This is a genomic window from Ruegeria sp. CDSB113, from assembly GCF_059611045.1.
In genome coordinates, this window is the sequence record NZ_JBXWOU010000004.1 from 87139 (window position 1) to 108213 (window position 21075).

The 21075-nt window shown below is 58.0% G+C and carries 25 protein-coding genes; 12 read left to right on the plus strand and 13 right to left on the minus strand.

The features are described 5' to 3' along the window. Window positions 1-165: 165 nt before the first annotated feature. The 4 genes from AC2FIS_RS09300 (at window position 166) to AC2FIS_RS09315 (ending at window position 2616) form a co-directional block, all read left to right on the plus strand. Window positions 166-438, plus strand: coding sequence for a PepSY domain-containing protein (locus AC2FIS_RS09300; protein ID WP_496773003.1), 273 nt, complete (start codon window positions 166-168; stop codon window positions 436-438). Between the two features lie 23 nt (window positions 439-461). Continuing rightward, window positions 462-983: a helix-turn-helix transcriptional regulator gene (locus tag AC2FIS_RS09305; RefSeq protein WP_496773005.1), complete on the plus strand. Its 522-nt coding sequence runs from the start codon at window positions 462-464 to the stop codon at window positions 981-983. Window positions 984-1133: 150 nt separating this feature from the next. After that, window positions 1134-1823: an outer membrane protein gene (locus AC2FIS_RS09310; protein WP_496773007.1), complete on the plus strand. Its 690-nt coding sequence runs from the start codon at window positions 1134-1136 to the stop codon at window positions 1821-1823. A gap of 70 nt (window positions 1824-1893) precedes the next feature. Beyond that, window positions 1894-2616 (plus strand): glycosyltransferase family 25 protein, encoded by a 723-nt coding sequence (locus AC2FIS_RS09315; protein ID WP_496773009.1) that lies wholly within the window; start codon window positions 1894-1896, stop codon window positions 2614-2616. Window positions 2617-2672: 56 nt separating this feature from the next. Here the strand turns inward: AC2FIS_RS09315 and AC2FIS_RS09320 are convergent, their stop codons facing one another. Then, window positions 2673-3323, minus strand: coding sequence for a peroxiredoxin (locus AC2FIS_RS09320; protein WP_496773011.1), 651 nt, complete (start codon window positions 3321-3323; stop codon window positions 2673-2675). Window positions 3324-3529: 206 nt separating this feature from the next. Here AC2FIS_RS09320 and AC2FIS_RS09325 point away from each other — a divergent pair, with 206 nt between their 5' ends. Beyond that, window positions 3530-4969 (plus strand): aldehyde dehydrogenase family protein, encoded by a 1440-nt coding sequence (locus AC2FIS_RS09325; protein ID WP_496773013.1) that lies wholly within the window; start codon window positions 3530-3532, stop codon window positions 4967-4969. A gap of 57 nt (window positions 4970-5026) precedes the next feature. Here the strand turns inward: AC2FIS_RS09325 and AC2FIS_RS09330 are convergent, their stop codons facing one another. The 3 genes from AC2FIS_RS09330 to AC2FIS_RS09340 all read right to left on the minus strand — a co-directional run bounded on the left by AC2FIS_RS09330 (window position 5027) and on the right by AC2FIS_RS09340 (window position 7436). Next, entirely contained in the window at window positions 5027-5461 is a 435-nt protein-coding gene (locus AC2FIS_RS09330; protein ID WP_496773015.1) for a glyoxalase superfamily protein, read from the minus strand. Between the two features lie 178 nt (window positions 5462-5639). Beyond that, window positions 5640-6533 carry a cation diffusion facilitator family transporter gene (locus AC2FIS_RS09335; RefSeq protein ID WP_496773017.1) on the minus strand — a complete coding sequence of 298 codons (894 nt, stop codon included), beginning with the start codon at window positions 6531-6533 and terminating at the stop codon, window positions 5640-5642. A 51-nt stretch (window positions 6534-6584) separates the two neighbouring features. Beyond that, a complete protein-coding gene (locus AC2FIS_RS09340; protein ID WP_496773019.1) occupies window positions 6585-7436 on the minus strand; it encodes a methylated-DNA--[protein]-cysteine S-methyltransferase in 852 nt (283 codons plus the stop codon). A 118-nt stretch (window positions 7437-7554) separates the two neighbouring features. On the opposite strand from AC2FIS_RS09340, the gene nth reads away from it, so the two are divergent. Beyond that, on the plus strand, window positions 7555-8199 hold the full coding sequence (gene nth, locus AC2FIS_RS09345; RefSeq protein WP_496773021.1) for an endonuclease III: 645 nt from the start codon (window positions 7555-7557) through the stop codon (window positions 8197-8199). Further along, a complete protein-coding gene (locus AC2FIS_RS09350) occupies window positions 8196-9185 on the plus strand; it encodes an adenosine kinase (protein ID WP_496773023.1) in 990 nt (329 codons plus the stop codon). Before nth ends, AC2FIS_RS09350 begins: the two co-directional genes overlap by 4 nt. Window positions 9186-9193: 8 nt before the next feature. Here the strand turns inward: AC2FIS_RS09350 and AC2FIS_RS09355 are convergent, their stop codons facing one another. The 3 genes from AC2FIS_RS09355 to AC2FIS_RS09365 all read right to left on the minus strand — a co-directional run bounded on the left by AC2FIS_RS09355 (window position 9194) and on the right by AC2FIS_RS09365 (window position 12083). Beyond that, window positions 9194-10033 carry a DUF547 domain-containing protein gene (locus AC2FIS_RS09355; RefSeq protein ID WP_496773025.1) on the minus strand — a complete coding sequence of 280 codons (840 nt, stop codon included), beginning with the start codon at window positions 10031-10033 and terminating at the stop codon, window positions 9194-9196. Beyond that, on the minus strand, window positions 10030-11403 hold the full coding sequence (locus AC2FIS_RS09360; RefSeq protein WP_496773027.1) for a radical SAM protein: 1374 nt from the start codon (window positions 11401-11403) through the stop codon (window positions 10030-10032). The genes AC2FIS_RS09355 and AC2FIS_RS09360 overlap by 4 nt, the downstream gene beginning before the upstream one ends. A gap of 194 nt (window positions 11404-11597) precedes the next feature. Beyond that, complete coding sequence (locus tag AC2FIS_RS09365) at window positions 11598-12083, minus strand: RNA pyrophosphohydrolase (protein ID WP_496773029.1); 486 nt, start codon at window positions 12081-12083, stop codon at window positions 11598-11600. A gap of 137 nt (window positions 12084-12220) precedes the next feature. Here AC2FIS_RS09365 and AC2FIS_RS09370 point away from each other — a divergent pair, with 137 nt between their 5' ends. From AC2FIS_RS09370 to AC2FIS_RS09380, 3 genes are all read left to right on the plus strand, one after another. Next, window positions 12221-14248 (plus strand): FAD-dependent oxidoreductase, encoded by a 2028-nt coding sequence (locus AC2FIS_RS09370; protein ID WP_496773031.1) that lies wholly within the window; start codon window positions 12221-12223, stop codon window positions 14246-14248. 97 nt (window positions 14249-14345) lie between these two features. After that, a complete protein-coding gene (locus AC2FIS_RS09375; RefSeq protein WP_496773034.1) occupies window positions 14346-14597 on the plus strand; it encodes a hypothetical protein in 252 nt (83 codons plus the stop codon). Next, a complete protein-coding gene (locus AC2FIS_RS09380; RefSeq protein ID WP_496773037.1) occupies window positions 14594-14971 on the plus strand; it encodes a hypothetical protein in 378 nt (125 codons plus the stop codon). Before AC2FIS_RS09375 ends, AC2FIS_RS09380 begins: the two co-directional genes overlap by 4 nt. 26 nt (window positions 14972-14997) lie before the next feature. On the opposite strand, the gene AC2FIS_RS09385 is transcribed toward AC2FIS_RS09380, so the two are convergent. Continuing rightward, entirely contained in the window at window positions 14998-15438 is a 441-nt protein-coding gene (locus tag AC2FIS_RS09385; protein ID WP_496773038.1) for a DUF4399 domain-containing protein, read from the minus strand. 228 nt (window positions 15439-15666) lie between these two features. Between AC2FIS_RS09385 and AC2FIS_RS09390 the strand changes: the two genes are divergently transcribed. Continuing rightward, window positions 15667-16572 carry a LysR family transcriptional regulator gene (locus AC2FIS_RS09390; protein WP_058275233.1) on the plus strand — a complete coding sequence of 302 codons (906 nt, stop codon included), beginning with the start codon at window positions 15667-15669 and terminating at the stop codon, window positions 16570-16572. Between the two features lie 84 nt (window positions 16573-16656). Here AC2FIS_RS09390 and AC2FIS_RS09395 read toward each other — a convergent pair whose 3' ends face one another. The 5 genes from AC2FIS_RS09395 to AC2FIS_RS09415 form a co-directional block, all read right to left on the minus strand. Then, complete coding sequence (locus AC2FIS_RS09395) at window positions 16657-17559, minus strand: OmpA family protein (RefSeq protein ID WP_282170181.1); 903 nt, start codon at window positions 17557-17559, stop codon at window positions 16657-16659. Beyond that, entirely contained in the window at window positions 17556-18128 is a 573-nt protein-coding gene (locus AC2FIS_RS09400; protein WP_496773041.1) for a peroxidase-related enzyme, read from the minus strand. Before AC2FIS_RS09400 ends, AC2FIS_RS09395 begins: the two co-directional genes overlap by 4 nt. A 5-nt stretch (window positions 18129-18133) precedes the next feature. After that, entirely contained in the window at window positions 18134-18853 is a 720-nt protein-coding gene (locus AC2FIS_RS09405) for a GNAT family N-acetyltransferase (protein ID WP_496773043.1), read from the minus strand. Beyond that, window positions 18850-19572 (minus strand): competence/damage-inducible protein A, encoded by a 723-nt coding sequence (locus tag AC2FIS_RS09410; protein WP_496773045.1) that lies wholly within the window; start codon window positions 19570-19572, stop codon window positions 18850-18852. Before AC2FIS_RS09410 ends, AC2FIS_RS09405 begins: the two co-directional genes overlap by 4 nt. A gap of 69 nt (window positions 19573-19641) precedes the next feature. Further along, window positions 19642-20205, minus strand: a complete 564-nt coding sequence (locus AC2FIS_RS09415; RefSeq protein WP_496773047.1) for a TetR/AcrR family transcriptional regulator — start codon at window positions 20203-20205, stop codon at window positions 19642-19644. Window positions 20206-20304: 99 nt separating this feature from the next. Here AC2FIS_RS09415 and AC2FIS_RS09420 point away from each other — a divergent pair, with 99 nt between their 5' ends. Next, window positions 20305-21060 carry an SDR family NAD(P)-dependent oxidoreductase gene (locus AC2FIS_RS09420; protein WP_496773049.1) on the plus strand — a complete coding sequence of 252 codons (756 nt, stop codon included), beginning with the start codon at window positions 20305-20307 and terminating at the stop codon, window positions 21058-21060. Window positions 21061-21075: the final 15 nt, after the last annotated feature.

Here is a 21075-nt window from a genome sequence, read left to right on the forward strand (position 1 = left end):
ACCCTAGCACAATTCGGTCAAATGCAGAACCAGGTGGCCTGAAACCGTATTTTTCCTGGATAAACCTTGGTCCAATTCCCTGCGTTTCAACCAAAGGCCAATGGCAGCGCACCCGCCTTGCCCCCAATTCCATCACGTCACCGAGACGCAAAAAGGAGATGCAAAATGGAAACCTTGAAACTGCTGACACTGACCGGATTGATTGCAACAGCGCCGGTTCTTGCACTGGCCAATGTCGGGCTGGGCGACAAACTGGGCACCAGTGAGGCTGATATCCGCGCGACCCTGGAGGCGCAGGGATACCAGATCGAAGAAATCGAATTCGAAGATGGCGAGATCGAGGTTGAACTCATCAAAGATGGTGTAGAAACTGAACTTGTCCTGTCCGAGACCGACGGCGTGGTAACTGTCATCGAACTCGAAGAGGACGATGACTGACTTGACGAACTCTCAGGAGCCTCATGAAGCTTTCACAAACGTCATTGCTTTGGCTCCTTCTGGTGGTGCAGGCTGTCTGCGCCGCCTTTTTCGTGACGGACGCGATGTTGGACTGGACCGGTGGGGAAAGCGCGGGCTTTCGCCACCTGCATAGTTTCGAACTGGTTCTGGCGCTGGCATTGATCGGCGGTCTTGCCGCAACGATTGCACTGATCAGGTCCCAGAACAGGCGTGTGCGCGACATGCAGCGACAGCTGAGTGTCGCGCAGGGCGCGTTTGCTCAACTCATTGCCTCTCAATTCACTGATTGGAACCTGAGTGATGCTGAACGTGACGTTGCTCTGCTATCAATCAAGGGTCTTTCGATCGCGGACATCGCGACATTGCGGCAAACCAAAGAAGGCACGGTCAAAGCGCAATGTGCTGCGGTGTATCGCAAAGCAGGAGTCACGGGGCGCGTGCAATTGCTGAGCTACTTCATCGATGAGCTGCTTTCTGAACCTTTGCTGACAAACAGTTCTGAAAGGCCGAATTCGACCACATAGACCGTGAATCAAAATGTTAGGTCGGTGCTGATCTTATTCACTCACACACGCCCAAAATCCTGTGAATTGAAGTGAAGGGCTGGCGCCTTTCATTCCTGCCTTTACTGCCCACATGTGCGCCATACCAATTGTGGAACAAAGGACATGGTCATGGTTACGCGTCTTCTTCTCGCCTCGACAGCTTTGACGATCAGCGCGTCCGCGCTGGCCGCACAGAGCCTTTCCGAGGGCCTCTATCTTCAGGGCTTTGCCGGGTACAGCCAGCTACAGGACAGCGACTTTAGCGGCAGGATCAATGGATCATCGCAGTCGGTAGATACCGATTTCGATGGCGGCTATGGGCTGGGCATCGCGGTCGGCAAAGAGATCCCGCAATGGTCGAACGATCAGTTTGGCACCCGGATCGAGCTGGAACTGTCCTATCGTGATAACGACGTGGACGGCGTCAATTTCTCGGGCAACGGTCCCGGCGCGGAAGGCAACATTTCGGGTGACGTTTCGCAGACATCCCTATTCGCCAATGTGCTGGTTGATTTCAAACAGGCAGGGGCCTTCACACCCTATGTCGGTCTGGGTCTGGGTGCCACCTACTCTGATCTGGACTTTGTCTACGGACCGGGCGTCGAACTGAACGACACCGACACCACCTTTGCTGCGCAAATTATTGCCGGTGTAGCCTATGAGATCAGCCCAAATACCTCTCTGACCCTGGACACCCGATATGCCCGCGCATTCGACGTATCCTCGGCACGTTTGGCACCAAACGGTGCGTCCACGGGTACGGTCGAGGATGATATCGACGCCTTCAGCGTCAATGTCGGCCTGCGTTACGGTTTCTGATGGATCACGGGGAAGTGTTTCTTTCTGGTTTCTCTTCCCCCTTTCGTTGTCGTGTTCTATGCACTGTGCCATGAGGACTTTTGTCATCCATATGACAGCAAGCACAGCGCGGCGACCCAACGCCGAACGGCTATGTGCCAGTCTGCCCAATGCGGAACTTTTCGAGGCCGTCAATGGGAAGGACCCCGCTCAAATCGCGGATGTACAATTGTTTCCGGGCGATCTGTACCGCCCCAGATACCCTTTTCCGCTGCGCCCCGCAGAAATCGGAATTTTCGCGAGCCATCGGCGGATCTGGCGCAAGCTCGTTGATGAAAAGATCGACCGCGCTATCATTACCGAGGATGATCTGCGCATAGATCCGTGCCGCATGGCCTATGCGTTAGAGATGCTGGATCCGCTTGCGACCCCGGATCACTATATCCGAATTCCCGTGAAACAGCGCGAGGATGCGGCACGAACGCTTGTAAAGCAAAACGGATTGCGTCTGATCCTGCCAAAAGTCATTGGCTTGCAATGCGTCTGCCAGGTGGTCGGGCGGCGTGCGGCTGAGCGGCTGCTTGCCGTAACCGACCAGATTGACCGACCGATCGACACGTTCCTGCAAATGCACTGGGTGACTGGGCAACCGATCCTGTCCTTGCAAGGAAGCGGCAATCAGGAAGTCGCACAAGAAATTGGCGGTTCAACCATACAGACAAGCCCGCCGCTGGCCGACAAACTGACGCGTGAATTCAAGCGTGCTGCCTACCGTCGGAAACTGTATCAGCACCCTCAACGATCCGCAGCTTAGTCACCCTTGAAGGCGTATTGGAAGCGGGCAGAGCTTAGCGCCCTGCCCGAGCTACTTTAGCTGGGCGCTTTGGTTTTACGCAGATACGGGAAGATGGTTTCGAACTCACCGAACTTTTCTTTTGCCTCGTCATTCGACACCGCAGGCGGGATGATCACGTCTTCGCCCGGCACCCAATTCGCGGGGGTGGCCACGCCCTTGGCGCTCATCTGCAGACCGTCCAGCGCGCGCAGGATTTCGGCAAAGTTCCGGCCCACGGTCATCGGGTAGGTCATCGACAGTTTCAACTGTTTGTCAGGGCCGATGATGAACACCGAACGCACGGTTGCACTGTCGGCAGGGGTGCGGCCATCGGGCAGGTACGCCTCGGCGGGCAGCATGTCGAACGCCTTGGACACGGCCAGACCGTCATCAGCGATGATCGGAAAACCGGGGTTGGCGTTGCCATACGCCTCGATGTCCTTCTTCCACTTCTTGTGGTCCTCGACGCCATCGACTGAGACGCCCATCACCTTGGTGTTGCGGGATGCCCATTCGTCGTTCAGCTGTGCAACGGCCGAGAACTCGGTGGTGCAGACCGGCGTGAAATCCTTGGGGTGTGAGAACAGGATCGCCCAGCTGTCACCGATCCAGTCATGGAACTGAACAGTGCCCTGATCCGTCTCTGCAGTGAAATTCGGAACGGTGTCATTGATGCGCAAACCCATGGGGCATCTCCTTTTTTGTGAAACAAACCGAGTCGGTTGCTGGAAACCTAATAACTCTGCGCCATTGTTAAACCATCCGCTGCTTGAAAGGGTATTCATTTTTGAGGAATTTAATTTGATCAAATTGCGCCTTGCCACACCGAAATACCGGTGCCAGAGTGGCGCAAATTCCCGGCATCCGGGCCACGGGATCAGGAGGATACGTGATGATCGAGAAACGAAATTTCTACATTGACGGAACATGGGTCGCCCCATCTGCAGCGAATGATTTCGAGGTGATCAACCCCTCGACCGAGGAACCCTGCGCGGTGATCTCACTGGGCGCGCAGGCTGATACCGACGCCGCAGTTGCTGCCGCAAAGGCCGCCCTGCCCGGCTGGATGGCCACACCGGTCGAAGATCGCATCGCGCTGGTCGAGAAACTGATCGGGATTTACCAAGCCCGGTCTGAGGATTTGGCACAGGCGATGTCTCTTGAGATGGGCGCGCCAATCGACATGGCGCGCACCCAGCAATCCGGCGCGGGCATGTATCACCTGGCGAACTTTGTGCAGGCCGCCAAAGCGTTCCAATTCGACCGCCCGCTGGGCGATCACGCGCCCAATGACCGGATCATCTATGAGGCCGTCGGTGTCGCCGCCCTGATCACACCGTGGAACTGGCCGATGAACCAGGTCACGCTCAAGGTCGGCGCGGCGGCGATTGCAGGCTGCACCATGGTTCTGAAACCATCCGAACAAAGTCCGCTGAACGCAATGATCTTTGCCGAGATGATGGATGAGGCTGGTTTCCCCGCCGGCGTGTTCAATCTGGTGAACGGCGATGGCGTGGGCGTTGGTTCCCAGCTTTCGGCGCATCCGGATGTGGATATGGTCAGCTTTACCGGCTCGACCCGCGCTGGCACAGCGATCTCAAAAAGTGCTGCAGACACCTTGAAGAAGGTACATCTGGAGCTGGGCGGCAAAGGCGCAAACGTGGTCTTTGCCGATGCCGATGAAAAGGCCGTCAAACGTGGCGTTCTGCACATGATGAACAACACCGGCCAAAGCTGTAATGCGCCCAGCCGCATGCTGGTGCAGCGCCCGATCTACGATCAGGCCGTGGAAACGGCGGCTGAAGTGGCCAGCAAGGTTTCGGTGGGCAGCGCGCAGGAAGAAGGCCGCCATATCGGCCCCGTCGTGAACGAGGTGCAGTGGAACAAAATTCAGGACCTGATCCAGAAGGGCATCGATGAAGGTGCCCGGCTGGTAACAGGCGGCACCGGTCGGCCCGAGGGGCTGAACAAGGGCTATTATGTACGTCCGACCGTCTTTGCCGACGCCAATAACCAGATGAACATCGCGCGCGAAGAGATTTTTGGCCCGGTCCTGACCATGATCCCCTTCGACACCGAAGAAGAGGCGGTCGAGATTGCCAACGACACGCCATACGGCCTGACCAATTACGTTCAGACACAAGACAGCGCGCGGGCAAACCGAATGGCGCGGGTACTGCGTTCCGGCATGGTCGAAATGAATGGCCAGTCGCGCAGTGCAGGGTCACCGTTTGGCGGCATGAAACAGTCCGGCAACGGGCGCGAAGGCGGATTGTGGGGGTTGGAAGACTTCCTTGAGGTCAAAGCCGTCGGTGGCTGGGCGGCAGAGTGACGCCAGACCAGAACTTAACAAAAGGGCGCGGCGGTGGTTACCCGCCGCGCCCTTTTTTTACGTGGGTCGCACGATCAGTTGCGGTTGGCCGTCCGAGGTATACCGTGTAGATCGACCATCCCAGCCAATCTCACCGGTTACGCGCTGCCGGTAGGCCGAGAAGCTGTTGAACTGAACGACATCCACGGGTGTTTCAAAGTGTAAGGTAACGCGCCGATGCGACCCATCACCCAACAGGGTCATACCACGGATTTCCGCCCTGAACGGCTGCCCCAGATAGAACCCTTCAACCCGGTCACCAACACGCAAATGCATGCGATTTCCGGCCATGGCGTGCAACGTATTCCAATCGCGCACCCCATGTTGATGCGCCAACAATTCCAGCGATTCACTATGCGAGAGCGTGACCCCCGCATCGCGCAGCCTGTCGCGCAGTCGTTTTGCCTGCGCTTTTAGCTCCTCAAGTGGAGCAATACTGTTTGAACGTGTCATTTCTTGCCTCGTTTCCTTAAACGGGCGCAAAGTCAGGACGGGGTTCGCATTGCCATCCGCGCGCCAGGAAAGGGCAACAGATGTTCATCAACCGGGTTTCACCAATGCCAAATGGCTGCGAACGGCAGGGGGCCCGAACCTGAGGGCGACATTTCGCACTGGCGGATGTGTCTGTCAATCAGGCTCTGGTACTTTTTAACTCGCTGTCCGGTTCCAGATGGATGACAAAAACTGACCCCGGAAACTTCCTGTTCAGGGCCGCCTCGATATCGTCGCAGATGTCATGCGCGGCCGCGACCGACATGGCACCGTCAACGACAAGGTGAAACTCAACGAAAATCATGTTGGCTGACCTGCGACCGCGCAGATCATGATACTCAAGCGCCGGGCCCAAATTGGCTTCGATTGTTTCGCGCACAAACGTCAATTCCCCATCGACCAGCGAAGCATCCATCAACCCGTCGACCGAGCTGCGGATGACCTTCCACCCCTCCCACAGAATGTTCAACGCCACCAGAATCGCGATGATCGGATCAAGGACCAACCAACCTGTCGCCATCGCAATCAGCAACCCGACAACAACACCGACCGAGGTCATAATGTCGGTTAATATGTGCTTTCCGCTCGCCTCCAACGCCGGTGAGGATTCTCGTCGCCCAACCCGCAACAGCAGAAACGCCCAGATACCATTCAGGCACGTCGCGCCCACATTTATGGCAATGCCCAGGAACGGTTCCCCGGCCAGATGCGGATCAGGTAATGCGAAAACAGCTTCACGAATGATCAGCAGTGCGGCCAGAACAATCAGTGTTCCCTCGACCACGGCCGACAGGTACTCGGCTTTCTTATGCCCGAACGGGTGTTTCTTGTCTGGCGGCATGCCAGATATCCGCACCGCAAAAAATGCAAGCAGAGCGGCCGCCACATTCACCACTGATTCCAAGGCGTCCGAGAGCAGGGCGACCGAGCCCGTCACCCACCAGGCCAGCAGTTTCAGCAGCAAAACCGCCACTGAAACCGGAATGGCCCACGCCGCGAATGTCTGTGTGATCTGCCTGCTTTCCTGCTTCATAGATTCTCACTATCATAGGATGCAGCAGCGCAAAGTCTGTTTTTGACGTGACTATGCGTCGGCCTGAGCGGCCTCGAATGCCAACATCGCGCGTTTGACCGGCAGCCCCCAATGATAGCCGCCCAGCCCGCCGGATTTGCGCAGCGCCCGGTGGCAAGGGATCAGCCAGCTGACCGGGTTGCGACCAACCGCAGTACCCACGGCGCGGACGGCTTGTGGCGATCCCACACGCTGCGCGATTTCGGAATAGGTGGTGACCTGACCCGATGGGATGTGCATCAGGGCCTCCCAAACCTTGATTTGCAGGGGCGAGCCAATGAGGTACAGCGGCGTAGGTTCCAGCCGGTCGCTTGCCGCGCCAAAGGCGCTTAGAACCCAAGGGCGCAGGCGCATCGGATCTTCGATGAAATCTGCCTTGGGCCAGCGCGAAATCATATCCTCCATCGCGTTCTCTTCGCCGGTTTCAGCACCAAAAGCCATGCCGCAAATGCCCTTGTCGGTTCCCATCACCAGTGCAGGGCCAAATGGGCATTCGAACCAGCCCCAATAGATGGTCAGCCCGATGCCCCTGCGCGCGTATTCGCCGGGGCTCATGGATTCCCATTTCAGGAACAGATCGTGCAGGCGTCCACTGCCGGACAGGCCAATGTTATGCGCGGTTTCCAACGTGGTGAACCGTTCCCGCAACAATGCCTTGGCGTGGCCCAGGGTCAGATATTGCTGGTAGCGTTTCGGCGACACCCCGGTCCAACGCGAGAAAAGGCGCTGGAAATGCGCCGGGCTCATATCCATCTGGCGGGCCAGCTCTTCCAGGCTCAGGCCCTCGCCGCCCTGATCAATCAGGTCGATCGCGCGGCGCATGACGTTGTAGTGGTATCCGCTTTCCGGGGTCTGGACGTTCATGGCTATTACCTCATTGTCTTGACCAAACCATAGCGCGCAGGTTACGTCCTCGCGACCCGGAACTTGCGCATTGGCTTTGGACTTGTATCGACGCGCCCCGAACGGCATTAAGACGCGGATGGCAAAACAACTCGGATATCACCGGATCCGCGAGATCTTTATGCGCTTTCAGGAAGCCGACCCCGAACCCAAGGGCGAGCTTGAGCATGTCAACGTTTACACTCTGGTCGTCGCTGTCGCGCTTTCGGCACAGGCAACCGATGTAGGCGTCAACAAGGCCACGAAAGAGCTGTTCAAGATCGCCGACACCCCGCAAAAGATGTTGGATCTGGGCGAAGAAGGTCTGATTGAACACATCAAGACCATTGGCCTGTTTCGGCAAAAGGCGAAGAACGTCATCAAGCTCAGCCGTATTCTGGTCGACGACTATGGTGGCGAAGTACCCAATTCCCGCGCCGCGCTGCAATCGCTGCCGGGTGTGGGCCGCAAGACGGCCAATGTGGTGTTGAACATGTGGTGGCGGTATCCGGCGCAGGCGGTGGACACGCATATCTTCCGTGTTGGCAATCGCACCGGCATTTGCCCCGGTAAGAATGTGGACGCCGTCGAACGCGCCATCGAAGACAATATCCCAACCGACTTTCAGCTGCATGCGCATCACTGGCTGATCCTGCATGGCCGCTATCATTGCAAGGCGCGCAAACCCATGTGCGGTACCTGCATCATCCGCGATCTCTGCGAATTTGAGGACAAGAACCTATGAAAACCTACCAACTGACCGGCATCGGAAATGCTGTTGTGGACGTGATTTCCCAGGCCGACGACAGTTTCCTGGAGCTGATGGGCATCGAAAAAGGCATCATGCAACTGATCGAGCAAGAGCGTGGTGAGGTCCTCTATGCCTCGATGGAAGGCCGGGTACAGACGCCGGGTGGTTCGGTTGCCAACACCATTGCTGGCGCAGGTGCGCTGGGGCTGGATTCAGCGTTTATCGGGCGGGTTCATGATGACGCTCTGGGCCGGTTCTACGCGGATGCGATGAATGAAGATGGCGTTGATTTCGTGAACGCTCCGGTGCCGGGGGGCGAGCTGCCGACTTCGCGGTCGATGATCTTTGTCTCGCCCGATGGGGAACGGTCGATGAATACCTATCTGGGGATTTCCTCGGAACTGTCGTCGCAGGACGTATCGGATGACGTCGCAGGCAACAGCCAGATTATGTTCCTTGAGGGCTATTTGTTCGACAAGGAAAAGGGCAAGGCCGCGTTTCTTGAGGCCGCGCGCGCGTGCCACAAAGGTGGCGGCAAGGCGGGAATCGCCATTTCCGACCCCTTCTGTGTGGAACGCCACCGTGTCGATTTCCTGCTGCTGATCGAAAACGAACTTGATTTCGTCATTGGCAACGAGGCCGAGATCAAATCCCTGTTCGAAACCGACGATCTGGAAGAGGCGCTGGCCAAAACCGCCGCGATCTGCCCGCTTGTCGTATGTACCCGCTCCGGCGACGGCGTGACTGTCCTAAGCGACGGGCAACGCGTCGACGTACCTGTCGAGAAAGTCGTGCCCGTGGACGCAACCGGTGCGGGCGATCAGTTTGCCGCCGGCTTCCTGTTTGGCATGGCCACAGGCCGCGATCACGAAACCTGCGCCAAGATCGGCAATATCTGCGCCCGCGAGGTCATCAGCCACATCGGCCCGCGCCCCGAGGCGAACATGCAGGAACTGCTCCGCGCCGAAGGGTTGCTATAATCCGCTGATTAAGATCCAGCCGCCGCGTCGTTCAAGGCCCAGTCATACTGATACGCTTTGACACGCGGCGTCTGCTGAAGACGGGCGCGCAGCTCGGGTTCTGCTGCTTTCGATATATAGGCCAGCACGGATTTTTCGTTCGGTCCGAAATCCTCGCGGAACCAGATAAAGATCTTTGACAGGATCAATCCGCCGCTTTGGTCGAACTGCACACCACGCGGGTCGTTGATATAGGCGTGCTCGGCAGCGGCGAAATCGCGCTCTAACGTCTCGGCCCGCCAAGCACGGTCCATCAGGTTGGGGCAGCCCACAGCAGCACAGTTCAGCACATAGTGGATGCGCGGTTCGCCGAATGTGGGCCGGATGATGCGGTGTTCGATATCATTGAGGGTCAACTCCTGCCCGGCCACCCGCGCCAGAGGTTGATTCCACGGCCCAATCGAAAATCGTCCGTTCTTGATGTCGCGGATCGAAGCAACGGGATAGTTTTCAAGAACCACATCCACCGTCAGCGCATTGTACAAGTTGATCCAATAGGCCAGTTGCTGATCACGTGTCAGCCGTGCAGGGTCAACGGCTTGCAGATCGACCAGATATTCGTCCAGGCGCGCCCTGTCTGCCTGTGTCACCTGTCCGTAAGTTACCCGGTTCACGCCTCTCCCGTCGGTGACGACATAGCGGTGCAGAAAGGCGGTCCAGTCGCGGTGATCGACCTTTTCGCCCGGCGGGGACGCAAATCTGGTCAGGGTCTGCCCTGGCAATGCCTCGGGGGCGGGCAAAGCCAGACGCTCGACACTTGCGCAAGCGGTCAAAACCGGAAGCAGCAGCAGGATCAGAAGTTTTCTCATGATACGTCCTTTTGGTTCCGGCGCATGGCCCGCAATTGCCCCTTGAGCCGCTTGAGCGGGGCCAGGCCCGGATCACTCAGATCCGGCAGATCGGACCCGCCAGACAGGCGAGGAACAGCGGCATTCCACCAGCTTGGGCCAGATGGCCCGTCGACCCGATCCGGTGCGGCCAGATGCATGTCACGCTGCGCGTTGTGAACGCACATGGACAGCGGCCCGTTCGCGGTTGCGACCATAAAGACGCAAGAGGCACAGCGATCTTCCTCCAACGCCTCGGCAGCCATGAAGTTATGAATGAACACCGATTGCCGGCGGACAGGTCCCCGCAACAAGCCTCGGCCCAAACGCAGCACGCATCTCAGCAGGTGCAACCCGGCCCGCAGCGCCAAAAACGGGTTGCGCCGCGCCATACGCCGGACGCTGTCACGGGTGTCGATATGGCCGTCGGTTGATTGATCGGCCCGGCTTAGCGCAGCGATCACTTTCTGAGTCAGGCGTTTGGCGGACAGAACCGAAACCGCACGCCCGCCGGCAGTCACAACACTTGCATAGCGATTGCATTTCGAATGCCCAACGGCGGCCGTGTCAAAATACAGGGGCGTTTCATATCCGGCCTCGACCGCACGCATGACACTGTCCTGCGTGATCGCGTCGGGACGTTCGCGCAACACCCCGCGCCCGGTATCCGCTTGCATCTGGAAGGACACAAAAGCCACCTCGGGACGGTCTCGCATGAATCGTGCCAGCGCAGACAGTTCAGCAATATTGCCGCCGAAGACCGTCGTGTTGAACAATACCCGCAGGCCCAGTTCGCGCGTGTGCCGGATATAGGCGCGGCGCACCACATTTAACTCAGTCTCGTTGTTGAACCCCTTGCGCTCCTGCGTCATGTCCACGTGAAAGGCCACGTCATCCAACCCCGCCGCCGCAAGCCGCGTCAGAAACGCCCGGCTGGCGCGAATGCCGTTGGTCATCAGGCACGACCGCATGCCCAGACGGCGAATTTCGCGGCACAGTGCCTCAAGGTCTTCCACCTTGCGCAGGGTCGGATCACCCCCCGTCAACTGGACCGAGACACCGGGGCCATAATGGCTTTGGATTGTGGTAAGACGCGCAAACAGAACCGACAGCGGTGGGTCATAGGTCATCTCGGCCCGGTCCGAGAGGTAACACAGTGTGCAATCCAGATTGCAGCGTTGCGTGACCTCAAGCGCGACGCAGGCGATGGGGTAGAACCGGCCTGCCGTCTGCCCTGCGCCATATTCCCCGCACCCTTGCAGGCCGCCGCGCAAAGGCGTGCGACGGTCGGTGCCGGTGAACTTGCGCCCGGCGGGCGCGATGGTCGATAGAAGTGACGCAGTATCTTTCATACCCGCCAAGCTAGACAGGTCGAGTGCACCCGACCACGCCCCCTCACGCCAACGTGCGGGACGGTGATTGAACTAACCGCACCATCCCCCGGTTTGTTTCAATGGAAAGGTGGCAGGGGCTGCATTCTGGTTTTCATCGCGCCCCAGCCCATGCGCGCGATACTTGGACCAGATGACCTTATTTACATGCCGCTTTATGACAGATGATCGGCAAAGGCGGCAATCACCTGCTGATAAACCTCACGTTTGAACGGCACGATTTCTTCGATCAGGTTACTGGGGTGCTGCCATTTCCATTGGGTGAATTCCGGGTGCTTGGTCTGGATGTCGATCTGGTCGTCGCGACCGGTAAATCGCAGCAGGTACCATTTCTGCTCTTGCCCGCGATAACGGCCTTTCCAGATTTTGGGCACGATGTCGTGGGGCAGATCATACGGCAACCAACCATCCGTCTCGGCCACGATCTCGACCAGGTCCGAGGTCACGCCGGTTTCTTCCCACAGCTCACGCAGGGCTGCATCCCGTGGATCTTCGCCCTTGTCCACGCCGCCCTGAGGCATTTGCCATGCCTCCTTGTGGCGATCATTACGCTGACCGACGAAAATCCTGCCCTCGGAATTCATCAGCATAAGCCCCACGCAGGGGCGATAGGGCAGTTTGGCGATCTCTTCGGGGGTCATGTGCAGCCTCGTAAACATGCTTTGCAGGTTCTGTAGCAAGCAGCGGAGTGAAGGCAAAGGGTGTGACGTTAGGTTTCGCGTGACAACATTGACGCGAAGGTCAATCTATCCGCAAAAATCAGGAGGGAGAGTTCGCCATGACTGCGTACCCAAATATGCTGGCCCCGCTGGATCTGGGCTTTACCACATTGAAGAACCGCGTCCTGATGGGGTCGATGCACACAGGGCTTGAGGAAACCGGCGACTGGAATCGGGTGGCCGAATTCTATGCCGACCGCGCCCGTGGCGGCGTCGCGTTGATGGTGACAGGCGGAATTGGCCCGAACCTTGAAGGCTCGGTCCTGCCCGGCGCGTCAATGATGACCAACGAAGAAGAGGTCGCAAAGCACGCCATTGTCACACAGCGGGTGCACGACGCAGGTGGTAAAATCGCGATGCAGATCCTGCATGCGGGCCGCTATGCCTATGGTCCGAAATGTGTCGCCCCCAGCCCGGTGAAATCTCCGATCTCTCCTTTCCCACCGAATGAGCTGGATGAAGAAGGTATCGAGAAACAGATCAGCGACATCGTGAACGCTGCCGTTCTGGCCCGGAAAGCGGGCTATGACGGGGTCGAGATCATGGGGTCCGAGGGATATTTCCTCAACCAGTTCATTGTGACACACACCAACAAGCGCACCGACCGTTGGGGTGGGTCCTATGAGAACCGCACGCGCCTGCCGATCGAGGTAGTGCGCCGCACGCGTGAAGCCGTGGGCACCGATTTCATCATCATCTATCGTCTGTCGATGATCGACCTGATCCCCAATGGCTCAACCCATGATGAGGTTGTGCAACTGGCGCAAGAAATTGAGAAGGCCGGGGCGACGATCCTGAACACCGGCATCGGTTGGCACGAGGCCCGCATCCCGACCATCGCCACCAGCGTTCCGCGCGCGGCCTTTGCCTGGGTAACGAAAAAGCTGATGGGCAAAGTTTCGATCCCCGTCATCACCTCGAACCGGATCAACACGCCCGAAGTGGTCGAAGAGGTTCTGTCGACCGGTTGCGCCGACATGGTGTCTCTGGCCCGTCCGATGCTGGCAGATGCAGATTTTGTGAACAAGGCAATTGCGGGCGAGGCCGCCCAGATCGCCCCCTGTATTGCTTGTAACCAAGCCTGTCTGGACCACACGTTCAGCGGCAAGCTGACCTCATGTCTGGTCAACCCCCGCGCCTGCCATGAGACCGAGTTGACCATCACCGCAGCTGAAACGCGAAAAACTGTTGCCATTGTCGGCGCGGGTCCAGCCGGTCTGTCCACGGCAATGACTGCCGCCCAGCGTGGCCACAACGTAACCCTGTTTGACCGCGCGTCCGAGATTGGTGGCCAGTTGAACATGGCCAAACAGGTTCCGGGCAAGGAAGAGTTTTGGGGGCTGGTTGACTGGTACCGCACGATGATTGCCGACCTTGGCGTCAAAGTAGAGCTGAACCGCAACGTCGGCGCCGACGACCTGAGCGGCTTTGACGAGGTGGTCATCGCCACTGGTGTCATGCCGCGCGATCCGCAAATCCCGGGTCAGGATCGGGACAACGTCATCAATTATATCGACGTGCTGCGCGAAAAAGCGGATGTCGGTAAGTCAGTCGCTGTGATCGGTGCGGGCGGAATCGGGTTTGACGTGTCCGAGTTTCTGCTGGAAGACGGCCACAGCGTTACCACCGACCTGCCCGCATGGATGAAGGAATGGGGCGTCACAGACCCGGCCGAACACCGCTCGGGCCTGGCACCTGAGGGTCCGCAACCTGCGGCACCTGCGCGTGATGTCACTCTGTTACAGCGCAAGAAACAGGCGCATGGGAAAGGTCTGGGTAAAACAACCGGCTGGATTCACCGCGCTACGCTAAAGATGAAGGACGTCAATTTTGTGGGCGGCGTGAATTACGAGCGCATCGACGAAGACGGCCTGCATGTCAGCTTTGGTGAGGAACGTGCCGATCCGACCGTGATTGCGGCGGACACCATCGTTCTGTGTTCCGGTCAGGTATCCGAGCGCAGTCTGGCGGATACGCTGATCGAACGGGGTATCACCCCTCACGTGATCGGCGGCGCGGATGTGGCGGCAGAGTTGGATGCTAAACGGGCGATCAATCAGGGGACGCGGTTGGCGGCTACGTTCTGACGCCATTGTCACAATTGCTCTGACGAAAGCCGCTTCGAAAGAGGCGGCTTTTTTCGTGCCGCTTGACTCTCTTGGTACTTATATACATATGTACTTCATGGGCCAAAAAATTGAACGCACCCAAACGGGAATTCGAATCGAAAAGCGCCTGCTGAAAGTCCTCAAGGGGCTGGCAGAGTCGCTGGATATGACCCTTGGCGATCTGATCGAGGGGATTGCCCTGCATAGCTTTGAGAACAAGGCAGCGTTTTCCGAGGAAACGCTGGAGAAGATCAAACAGCTCAAAAGTGTCTACGACCTCAACTGGACAGCCGAGGACAGCCACCGTTTCAAGGAGGACGGAGAATGAGCGCCAACATCACCAGCGCGTTTGAGGCACACGCCATCGACAACACGACATTCGGACATGCCGAACATGTACGGGTCGCATACGATCTGCTGCGCAAGTATGATTTCATCGATGCTGCAGCGATCTACGCCAAAGGAATCCGAACACTTGCGGCCAAGGCCGGCGCCCCGGATAAGTTCAACCTGACGATCACCTACGCATTCATGAGCCTGATCGCAGAGCGTCTTGCCAGTTCGCAAACCAGCACTTTCGAGGCATTCGTTGCGGAAAACCCCGAATTGATGGCCAAGACTGCCCTCAGCCAATGGTATCCACAAGAACGGCTGAATTCGGCGCTGGCGCGCCGCATTTTCCTATTGCCCGACGTGGCATAGTTGCCTGAGCCGTAAAGGCACGTCGGTTACTCGACCGTAATCGTAATTACCTGGGACACAATAGGCGGGGAGTGTGGCACATGCCCGGCGTCGCCCAGCACCAATTGCAGCGTGTGCGCTCCTGGGGCCAATTCCGTAGTCACCTCGGTCTGCCCCCCACCAAAATGTAGATGGTTGTCGTCCGCAGGCAAACCATAAGCCAGCTCATCCACACCGTCCTCGCCTTCACCAATGGGCGGGCGGTCGATCAGCAAATGGTGGTGACCGGTGTTTTCAGCTTCGGTTCCAGCGGGGGCCACGCCCATCCCGCTTAACCCAAAGACCACGGTCACCGGCGATGAAACCGTGTCGCCGTCCGACAGGTTTACAAAATAAACCCGTGCGTCCGGGTTCGACGGCGTCTCGCCACCAGCCCATGTGAAGGTCGCGGACAGACATATGGCTGCGATGGTATAAATGGCTTTCATGATCTCCTCCGTGGTCACAAATTTGCCATTGTCATCCTAGCATATCCGGCCGAAATCACCCAAAACCCTTGACTTACAGGCTTTGTGGCCATCTGGGAAACCATCGTTTCCGCGTTTCCCAATCGCAAACGATCCGAATTGAAACCCTGATATTATCCCATGTCCGCCCTGTTTCCGCCTAGATTGGACGTCAGGTTGGAAAAAAGAACTAAGACCTGGGGAATGAGAATGGACCGACTGACCGAAATGGAAGCCTTTGCCAATGTGGTGGACCAGGGTGGCTTTACCGATGCGGCCAAGAAAATGGGCATCTCCAAATCGGCCGTGTCAAAGCATGTTTCCAGCCTCGAGGCCCGTCTGGGCGCACGGCTGCTGAACCGCACGACCCGGCGCGTGTCGCCGACGGAAATTGGCCTGGCATATTACGATCGCGCGCGGCGCGTTCTAAATGATGCGGGCGAAGCTGATGCGCTTGTGACTTCGATGCAATCCGCCCCCTCGGGTCTGCTTCGGATCAGCGTTGCGACGGATTTCGGCGTCAATCACCTGTCTCCGGTTCTGTCGGATTTTCTGGCGGCCTATCCTGATATCACAGTGAACATGGTTCTGAACAACCGGTACGTCGAGTTGATTTCAGAAGGGTTCGATGTGGCCGTCCGGATTGGTGAGTTAGAAGACAGCACCCTGCGCGCACGCAAACTGACCGAAACCGTCAAGCGGATGGTCGCGGCACCCAGCTATGTCGAGAAATTCGGCCGGCCGCAGAAAATTGACGATCTGAACGAACACAAGCTACTGCATTACTCCAGCCAGTCCTCTGGCAATGTGTGGAGGCTGACCGCGCCGTCGGGTGAAAAAAGACAGGTTCGCACCGCAGGGTGGCTGAGCGTGAACGATGGGCAATCCCTGTTGAACGCCGCCATCTCTGGTTTGGGGATCGCATATCTGCCCAGCTATCTGTACGCAGAAGCGCTGAAATCCGGTGCTGTTGTAGACGCCATGCCATCGCTGCCGGACGAAGTTCAGGGCGTATACGCCGTTTACCCGCCCGGACGCTTTACACAGCCCAAGGTGCGGGCATTCATAGATTTTCTCGTCGATGCCTTTCACGAAAAAGGCCCGATGGATTGGTGAATTAACCTCGGTAAACTGTACGGCCCGCGCCAATTGCGTGGGCCCTTTTTTTTGCAAATCATGATTTGATGGGCACCCCAGGCGTCAGTTGATCAGCAAGACCGCCTCGACCCGGCGATTCAAGTCGCGGCCTTCCGGCGTGGCATTCGAGGTGAGCGGGGCCAGATAGCCGATCCCGCGCGCTTCGACTCGGTCTGCCGCGATCCCATGCGCCTCGATCAACCGGGCACGCACGGCCTGCGCACGGCCGGTACTGACCGAGATATTGGCATCCAGCGCGCCCGTGTCATCGGTGTGACCCACAAGTGCCAGCCGGATGTTTGGGTTTTTGTCCAGAAACTCGGCAACCAATTTCAGCGACGCAAAAGGCCCTTCGCCCAACGTCATCTCTCCGGTACGGAAATGAAGATCTTCCAATATTGCATGGCCGTTTTGCTCCAATTCGGCCAATAGGTCGCTGGACGACGTGACTGGCTCGTCGATCACAAGCGGCGGCGGAGCCTCTGCACCCACCGGTGTGACGCGGATCATCTGCACATACCCGTCAGGCGGATTGCGGCTGACCAGCAGGCTGACCACATTGCCCCCCCGAATGGCGGACAAAAAGCGATAGTCCTGAATGGCCACATACATGTCCGGTGTGGGCACGACTTCGGTGCCAAATCGAAAATCGAACCCGCCACACGTTTTGGCCTGACACTCAAGCAGGATCTCGTACCCCTGCGCGGCGATCTGATCCCGCAGCGGGGCCAGTAATTGCAGCGTGGTGCTGGAGCCCGATTGCAGCCGCCAGGTTAACCGCTCGACTTTTCCTTCAACCTCTCTTGCGGGCACTGCACCGTCAGCAAAAGGACCGATTGGCAGCTCATAGCTGTCCAATTCACTCGTCCGGTCGCTGACCAGCCGTGCGCCAGAGGGCAACGTCAGGTTCTGTGCAAGACCCTGACTGGCCATCATCATCAGAAAAAGGGCTGCGGTTCGTATCATCGGGCCTGCGTATGGTATTCGTTGTTCGGGGCCATCGCTGTTGCGCTGGCCACCCGGTTCGACATGTTGAAAAAGCCGGTCACATTGGCAATGTCCCAAATGTCCCGGTCGCTGAAACCAACATCGCGCAGATGTTGGCGATCAGGTTCTTCGATCTCAGTACTGGCGGTCGTCATCTTGGCAGCAAAATCCAGCATGGCGCGCTGACGATCGACCAGAGGGGCCACGCGGTAGTTCATAACCAGCATCTCGCCCAATTGCGGATTGCCCGACAATTGCCGAACAGCTGCACCATGGGCCACCAGACAATAAAAGCATTTGTTGATCGCGGACACGACCACCGCAATCATTTCGCGTTCCAGTTTTGATAACCCGCTGTCACCCAACATCAGGTCGTTATAATTCGCCGTAAACGCGTTCAGCTTGTCGATGTCGAACGCATAAGCCTTCAGAACATTGGGCACAAAGCCCAGTTTTTCGACACAGATATCAAAGTACTTCTGCGTCTCAGGCGGCAGAGGGTCCACCATCGGCAGGTCCAGCGCGGTGGGCAGGGTTTGGTCGGTCACGGTGGTCACTCTCCTTGGACAAGCTGACGGTAATGGTATTCTCCGGTGATCTCCATCCCGAGCGCATGGTAAAGACCATTTGCCCCGTCATTGGCCTTGGTGCAGATCACGCTCAGCGTTTTTGCGCCGTTCTTCTGCGCCCAGATTGCAGCCGCGCGCATAGCCCATTTTCCCAAGCCCTGACGCCGGTGGGCTGGCAGGATTTCCAGCGCATGGACCATGGCTACGTCGTCGTGAATAGCGACGAAACCGGTCCCCGCCGGGTGATCGGAATGACGCAGGAATATTCCCGTTTTCGACCCCTCGGCCCGGTCCATGATGGCCCGCCGTTCCGGACCGATCCCGCCTTGCGCCCAGATCTCGTTCATGATCGCCAGCGGACTCCAGATGGTAAAGGCGGTGACCCGGGGGATCGGAGTATCTGTCAGGTGCTCAACCGGGCATTGGTAGATGTTGACGGGATCAAGAATGTCATAGCCACGATCCGCAAGCTGCTGATCCAGCCGTTCGTCGCCCGGACGCAGGCAGAATATGGGCCGCTGACCCATCGCGCGCATCGCCCCTTCAGCGGCTTCAATATCCGCGTCGGTCGCCGATGCCAGAGCGCTGGCCGCGGAAACGCGCGAGCCACCACCCAATCCTTGCCGCAGGCGAAAAGGGCCAATTGTCTCGAACCGAGCCGCCGGCCATGTTCCGTCGACAACGTCGCCCCAGTTCGGGCTCAAAGCTCCAGCTCTTTCGCCAACCGGGTCGTGGCCGCATCGACCTGCGACCCGTTCGTGCCCCGAACCACTACGTTAGAGCCGAATACCCCATTTACCTGGAACGGATAGCTGCCGATGGCGAGATCAGGGAAATCTTCGGCCAATGCTGACAGGGTCGAGGCGATATCACCTTCACCCCGGTTGATCCTCAGCGTCTGTGACAACAGGGGATCGCCGCCGGTCAGCTTTGGCAGAACGCTGGCGACCATAGCCTGAAAGATCGTGGGGATCCCCGCCATGACGTGCACGTTGCCAAGGGTGAAGCCTGGCGCGGTTGAGACCGGATTGTCGATCAATGTCGCGCCTTCCGGAATACGTGCCATACGCAGGCGCGCGGCGTTCAGTTCCAGCCCCGAATTCTCATAGTGCCGCTCCAACAGCGCTCGGGCGTCGGCGCGCACGTCAATCGATGCACCAAAGGCGCGGGCAATGCAGTCGGCAGTGATATCGTCATGGGTCGGGCCTATTCCGCCGCTGGTGAACACATGATCAAAGCGGTCCGACAGGGCGCGCACGGCCTGTTCGATGGCAGTGGCGTCATCGCTGACCATACGAACCTCTTTAAGATCAATGCCTTGCTTGGTCAGTTCCTGCGCAAGGTAATGCATGTTCGCATCCCGGGTGCGTCCCGACAGGATTTCATCCCCGATCACAAGCATTGCTGCGGTTGGGTTCGGCATGACCTGTCCTTTCCTGATATGGCACAGGCCGCAAGATATCGTTCCTGCTGAACCTCGCAAGGCCGTTTGTCATTCTCGCAACGCTTGGGCAGGCAAATCGGCAGTGACGCTTTGGAACAGGTCCATATCGTTCATCGACCGCGCCAGAATCATCGCCCCTTCCAGGCGGGCAATCGTTTCCCCTGCTCGGGCTTCGGGATTCGCGGCCCCTGCGGCCCGGAAAACCGTTTCCAGCCATACGAGATTGCGCTCGAAAAACTCGCGAGTCCGTCTGGCGACCGGGTCCGGCAACCTTGCGATTTCAGCACCAAACATACCGCACAGGCACATCAGGTCCTGTTCGATCAATGCTTGTCGATATGCCGCGACATATTGTTCGAGAGATTCCAAGGGCGTGGCTTCGTCCAACCGTCCCAACGCCCCCAGGAACCGATCAGTGTACCGGGTCACCAGCGCCTCGCCCAAAGCTTCCTTGGTGGGAAAATGGTAGTGAATGCTGGCCGATTTGATGCCGATTTCAGACGCGATGTCGCGAAAACTGAAGGCATAATACCCGCCTTGTCGCGCCATACGCTCGCCCACATCCAAAATATGGCTGGCAGTTTCTGACAGGGGTTTTTCCGTTTTGGGCATCTGCTCATCAATCTAAAAATTACCTACCACTAGATAGGGGGTTGTATTTCAGTTTCCAAGCTCAATATATCTACCTATCAGTAGATAGGGAATCTGATCATGACACAGACAACAACACTTATCGTCGGCGGATCCAGCGGAATGGGTCTGGCCACAGCGCGCCAAATCATAGCAAGCGGCGGGCACGTGATCCTTGTCGGGTCATCCGCTGGCAAGTTGGACGCGGCGAAAGCGGAACTTGGCGACAACGCGGACATATACCGCGCGAACTTGCGCGCCGCGGCAGACGTCGAGGCGTTGATCAAACAGATCAATTCGGACACGCGTCACATCCAGGGATTGGTAAATGCTGCCGGTACATTCGCGCCAAAACCGTTCATGGAACACACTGCCGAAGACTATGACAGCTATCTGGACCTGAACCGCGCAACCTTTTTCATCACGCAGGCCGTGGCTGAAAATATGAAAGCCAACGGAGGCGGAAATATCGTCAACATAGGCTCTATGTGGGCAAAACAGGCAGTTCGCGCCACACCGTCCTCGGCCTATTCGATGGCCAAAGCCGGGCTTCATTCCCTGACGCAGCATCTGGCAATGGAGCTGGCGGAACACAACATCCGGGTGAACGCCGTTTCTCCAGCGGTGGTGGTGACCCCCATCTATGGTGCCTTCATCGCACCGGATCAGATCGAGGCGACCTTGACCGATGCTTTCGACGCTTTCCACCCGATCGGTCGCGTCGGTCGGCCCGAGGATGTGGCGCATACGGTCACCCATCTTCTGTCCGATGATGCGGGTTGGGTCACCGGGGCAGTCTGGGATGTGGATGGTGGCGTAATGGCGGGCCTCGTCTGACACTTCCCATACGGG

Excerpts from the sequence above, each read along its gene's own strand:
- AC2FIS_RS09300 (WP_496773003.1), top strand. The coding sequence starts at position 166 with ATGGAAACCTTGAAACTGCTGACACTGACCGGATTGATTGCAACAGCG.
- AC2FIS_RS09305 (WP_496773005.1), top strand. The coding sequence starts at position 462 with ATGAAGCTTTCACAAACGTCATTGCTTTGGCTCCTTCTGGTGGTGCAG.
- AC2FIS_RS09310 (WP_496773007.1), top strand. The coding sequence starts at position 1,134 with ATGGTTACGCGTCTTCTTCTCGCCTCGACAGCTTTGACGATCAGCGCG.
- AC2FIS_RS09315 (WP_496773009.1), top strand. The coding sequence starts at position 1,894 with ATGAGGACTTTTGTCATCCATATGACAGCAAGCACAGCGCGGCGACCC.
- AC2FIS_RS09320 (WP_496773011.1), bottom strand. The coding sequence starts at position 3,323 with ATGGGTTTGCGCATCAATGACACCGTTCCGAATTTCACTGCAGAGACG.
- AC2FIS_RS09325 (WP_496773013.1), top strand. The coding sequence starts at position 3,530 with ATGATCGAGAAACGAAATTTCTACATTGACGGAACATGGGTCGCCCCA.
- AC2FIS_RS09330 (WP_496773015.1), bottom strand. The coding sequence starts at position 5,461 with ATGACACGTTCAAACAGTATTGCTCCACTTGAGGAGCTAAAAGCGCAG.
- AC2FIS_RS09335 (WP_496773017.1), bottom strand. The coding sequence starts at position 6,533 with ATGAAGCAGGAAAGCAGGCAGATCACACAGACATTCGCGGCGTGGGCC.
- AC2FIS_RS09340 (WP_496773019.1), bottom strand. The coding sequence starts at position 7,436 with ATGAACGTCCAGACCCCGGAAAGCGGATACCACTACAACGTCATGCGC.
- nth (WP_496773021.1), top strand. The coding sequence starts at position 7,555 with ATGGCAAAACAACTCGGATATCACCGGATCCGCGAGATCTTTATGCGC.
- AC2FIS_RS09350 (WP_496773023.1), top strand. The coding sequence starts at position 8,196 with ATGAAAACCTACCAACTGACCGGCATCGGAAATGCTGTTGTGGACGTG.
- AC2FIS_RS09355 (WP_496773025.1), bottom strand. The coding sequence starts at position 10,033 with ATGAGAAAACTTCTGATCCTGCTGCTGCTTCCGGTTTTGACCGCTTGC.
- AC2FIS_RS09360 (WP_496773027.1), bottom strand. The coding sequence starts at position 11,403 with ATGAAAGATACTGCGTCACTTCTATCGACCATCGCGCCCGCCGGGCGC.
- AC2FIS_RS09365 (WP_496773029.1), bottom strand. The coding sequence starts at position 12,083 with ATGACCCCCGAAGAGATCGCCAAACTGCCCTATCGCCCCTGCGTGGGG.
- AC2FIS_RS09370 (WP_496773031.1), top strand. The coding sequence starts at position 12,221 with ATGACTGCGTACCCAAATATGCTGGCCCCGCTGGATCTGGGCTTTACC.
- AC2FIS_RS09375 (WP_496773034.1), top strand. The coding sequence starts at position 14,346 with ATGGGCCAAAAAATTGAACGCACCCAAACGGGAATTCGAATCGAAAAG.
- AC2FIS_RS09380 (WP_496773037.1), top strand. The coding sequence starts at position 14,594 with ATGAGCGCCAACATCACCAGCGCGTTTGAGGCACACGCCATCGACAAC.
- AC2FIS_RS09385 (WP_496773038.1), bottom strand. The coding sequence starts at position 15,438 with ATGAAAGCCATTTATACCATCGCAGCCATATGTCTGTCCGCGACCTTC.
- AC2FIS_RS09390 (WP_058275233.1), top strand. The coding sequence starts at position 15,667 with ATGGACCGACTGACCGAAATGGAAGCCTTTGCCAATGTGGTGGACCAG.
- AC2FIS_RS09395 (WP_282170181.1), bottom strand. The coding sequence starts at position 17,559 with ATGATACGAACCGCAGCCCTTTTTCTGATGATGATGGCCAGTCAGGGT.
- AC2FIS_RS09410 (WP_496773045.1), bottom strand. The coding sequence starts at position 19,572 with ATGCCGAACCCAACCGCAGCAATGCTTGTGATCGGGGATGAAATCCTG.
- AC2FIS_RS09415 (WP_496773047.1), bottom strand. The coding sequence starts at position 20,205 with ATGCCCAAAACGGAAAAACCCCTGTCAGAAACTGCCAGCCATATTTTG.
- AC2FIS_RS09420 (WP_496773049.1), top strand. The coding sequence starts at position 20,305 with ATGACACAGACAACAACACTTATCGTCGGCGGATCCAGCGGAATGGGT.